Source organism: Stenotrophomonas sp. HMWF023, from assembly GCF_003060985.1.
GTDB lineage: Bacteria > Pseudomonadota > Gammaproteobacteria > Xanthomonadales > Xanthomonadaceae > Stenotrophomonas > Stenotrophomonas lactitubi.
In genome coordinates this window covers 1-3,422 of record NZ_QAIJ01000311.1, presented here as the reverse complement: position 1 = coordinate 3,422, position 3,422 = coordinate 1, and the positions used below count along the sequence as shown (strand labels likewise).

Annotated in this window: 3 protein-coding genes and 1 pseudogene; all 4 read right to left on the bottom strand. The window is 59.9% G+C overall.

The annotated features are described in order from the left end of the window. Nucleotides 1–1,753 (bottom strand): VirB4 family type IV secretion/conjugal transfer ATPase (locus DBR20_RS18325; protein ID WP_108267501.1); only part of this gene is annotated, 1,753 nt, incomplete at its 3' end. Nucleotides 1,754–1,837: 84 nt separating this feature from the next. Beyond that, nucleotides 1,838–2,146, bottom strand: coding sequence for a VirB3 family type IV secretion system protein (locus DBR20_RS18320; RefSeq protein ID WP_108267499.1), 309 nt, complete (start codon nt 2,144–2,146; stop codon nt 1,838–1,840). After that, nucleotides 2,139–2,576, bottom strand: a complete 438-nt coding sequence (locus tag DBR20_RS18315) for a TrbC/VirB2 family protein (protein WP_108267497.1) — start codon at nt 2,574–2,576, stop codon at nt 2,139–2,141. The genes DBR20_RS18320 and DBR20_RS18315 overlap by 8 nt, the downstream gene beginning before the upstream one ends. Nucleotides 2,577–3,081: 505 nt before the next feature. Then, a pseudogene (locus tag DBR20_RS23765) lies at nt 3,082–3,422 on the bottom strand (transglycosylase SLT domain-containing protein); the annotation flags it as partial.

The following is a 3,422-nucleotide window of genomic DNA, read 5'->3' as shown; positions in this document are numbered from 1 at the left end:
AGCCAAGCGAGTTGCCCGAAGTCCAGCGACGCATGCGTGCGTACAGGCCGTCGTCGCCCATGTTGGGCAGGCTCTTCTGGAAGTTGGTCATGCTGCGCAGGTGCATCGGCGTATCGAGCATGCTCTCCACCGCGCGGTAGATATCCTCTTCTTCACGGGAGCTGTACTCGCGCTTGCCTGCCAGCACCTTGATCAGGTCTGCCAGGAACTGCACGTTGCCTTCGTTGTTCTCACACTGGAACGGATTGAAGCCGGTCGGCGCACCGTTCTCAAGGGCCAGGTAGTTGCCACCACAGGCACGCACGAAGATCTCCGCGCCACGATCCTTGTCGAAGAAGAAGATGGTCGGCGACGGATCGTACTTCTGCACCTGGCTGAGCAGGAAGTTGATCAGCGCGGTCTTACCGGTACCCGACTTACCGATCACCATGGTGTTGGCGATCGCCTTCTCACCCAGGGAATTTTCCGATGGGTGGGTGGCGTGGAAGTTAAAGTAGTACGGCTGGCCGTTGGTCGTCTGCAACGTGGTGACGCAATCGCCCCAAGGGTTGTTGTGCTGCTTGCCGGTGGCAAAGTTGTGCAGTGGGGACAGGCCGAGAAAATTGAGTGAGCTGACATTGGCCAAGCGGGTACGGAAGCGCCAGTTTGCCGGCAACTGAGAATAGAACGACGAGGTGACCGCGAGGTCTTCCTTGGTGGAGACGAAGCCGGCATTGGACAGCTCGGCCCGAGTGGTTGCCACATTCTGGGACAGCTTGGCCTGACTGTCGCCATAGACAGCCATGATGAAGTGATACTCGCCCAGCACGAAGTTGCCCGAGGACAACTGATCCATGGCCTGGTCAAGTTCAACGATCTGACTGACCGCCTTGTCGCCGGAAGAAATCATCATGCCCTTGGTACGGTCCAGCACTTTGAGCGCGTCCTGACGTCCCATAGGGCTGAACGAATGGGTGATGACGTACTCGAAGTCGAGATACTTCAGACCATTGAGAATGCCAGGGTACGTGCCTTCGGCATACTCCTTGATGTTCAGAATGGCGCCGAAGTGATTTACACCGTTTGGTGTATTGATGACGAAGTCGCCAGTTTTGGCCGAGAACATGTGCCGACTGACCGGCAGATAGTCCTTCACCGGCGCAGACAGCACCGGCACCGGCTCGTCGATGCGATTGATCAGATAGCCGAACAATTCGAGCGTCTCGGAGAACACCACGCCGTTCTTCGCCTCGTACATCCCGAGGCGGTACGGCGCATAGTCACGGATGACTGCCTCAACATTACCTGCCAGTTCCATCAGCTTTTCGACAGCCTGCTCCTGTTCGGCGCGCAGCCTGTCGACATTGGCCGACTTTTCCACGAAGCGCTTACCGGCCACCACCGGACGATAAATCATCGTGAGGTACAGTTCGTTCTGCATGATGCGCTGCGAGGACAGCATGCCCATGTACTGGTCGGACACGTCCTGGTTGAATCGCTGCTTGTAGTGGCTATTGCCCTTGAGCGTGCGGCGGCGGCGGATGTCATGCACCCAGAAGGCAACATTGACGAAGTCCGGGGCGCGCAGGGTCTGCAGCAACCGATTGAAGGTGTTGTGCCGATGCTCAAGCTCCCATTCCTCGCGTCCCACGAACGGCAACCCTTCCAGGTGCCAGGTCAACAGGTAGTCGCCGCCCGTGGTTTTCACCACGTTCGGGGCTACATGCGACGACAGGGGAATGAACTCGCTTATGGATGTGTCTGGGCTGAACATACGACTGCTTCCAAAGGGTACTGCCGACGAAAATTCGGAGTGGGCCAGGCGGGCGTGGTGAGCCCGCCTGGCTATATCCGGCCCTCAATCCATTCGGGCCGGCTTGTCGCGGTAGTCATTCGGGTTGAACACCCACATGCCATCGTGTTCGCGCACGTTGCGGACCCGCATCTTGAACAATAGCCGCAGGCCCAACAGCCGGAAGATCATCTCGTCACGCCTGGCCATCTGCCGCATGATGAAGATGGCCACCGGGATGGTCAGCAGGAACCAGAAGTTGGTGTACATGCTCAGGAGCAGCAAGCCACCTGCCACCATAAAAAATGGCAGGTAGGGAACGCCCAGAAACATCGCTGGGCGAGTGCAACCCCGGAACAGTACGTTCTTATGCACGGTAGTACGAGATCGCGTTCTGGATGTGGAACGCCATGCCACCGGTACCGCCACCGCCGGTGCCAGCGTTGTCGCAGTTGCCGTATTCGTCACCCAGCAGCATGCGGGCGATCTGGCCTGCGGCACCAATCAGCACACCACCGATCAGGATCGGAGCCACGTCGCCGATGCGCTTGTGCGCGAAGGCGATCTGGTAACCGGCGAAGATCACGGCGATGGTCACCACCGCAATCGAGGCCATGTTCAGCAGGCCATTGATATTGGTGAAGAAGCCGCAGACCTTGCCGTCGGTACCGCCGTAGGTGGCGCCGCCGCCGCCGGTGGTAGCGAAGGCCTGCGGGGCGAACACGGTACCCACGAACACAACAGCCATCAGCATGGTCTTCAGCGTACGCTGGGCCTGGACGAGGTCGAGATTGGATCGCTTCATGGATTGATTTCCTTGTTGATGGACTAACACACCTGAATCGACCAGCCGGGGGACTGGCCGTACCACGACTTCGTCAGAACACGAAGGCCGCATCCCCTGGGGGAATCTGCTGCGCCGGCATCTGTTGCGCCGGCGCGTTATACATGTTGCTGGTCGCCGTAGCGGGCGTGTTCTGCTCGCCCCACGGCTGCAGCATGACCGGGCTCTCGATGCCGCCGACCGTCGCCCCGGGCAGCTGCTGCGGCATCATCGACGGCTGACCCGCCTGTCCTGCAGCAGCCTGCTGCGGATAGCCCTGCTGATGCGGGTAGCCCCCCTCCGGCTGCGCCTGCGGCTGCATCATGCGGTCAACTGAGCCCAGCACGACCCGCGACAATGCCTGGTCAGCGAGGTTGACCAGGCTCCCGCGCGCCATCGCCCCTGTGGAGGGATAGACGGTGTAGGCTCGAGCTGGATCATTGGACGGCACATAGACCGGGCCGTTGGCCTGGGCTACGATCCGCGCCTGCGCCGGTGAGGCGAGCTGAGGATGGTGCTCGACCTTGACGGTACGGCGCTCTCCACGGGTTACGACGTCGATGGGTGCCACGCCGTTGGAAGCAACCTGCTGCCCTCGACGGATCGAGTCATAGACCTTCTGCACGTAGCCGTGACGGAAGCCCGTCTCAAAATTGCCCGAGTAATAGCAGCTGAAAGACTTGCCCCAATCCTTTCCTGAGCGCTTGTAGCACTCGGCAAGAATCCGCGAGCCCGCCTGTAGGTTCGGGCACTGCTGGAACGCCTTTTCATAAGAGTCCAGACCATACTTGGCCAAGTTGTAACGATTGACCTGCGCCAGTCCGATGG

What these genes read in the sequence shown, in the direction of transcription:
- DBR20_RS18315 (WP_108267497.1), bottom strand. Translation starts at nt 2,576, where the DNA reads ATGAAGCGATCCAATCTCGACCTCGTCCAGGCCCAGCGTACGCTGAAG.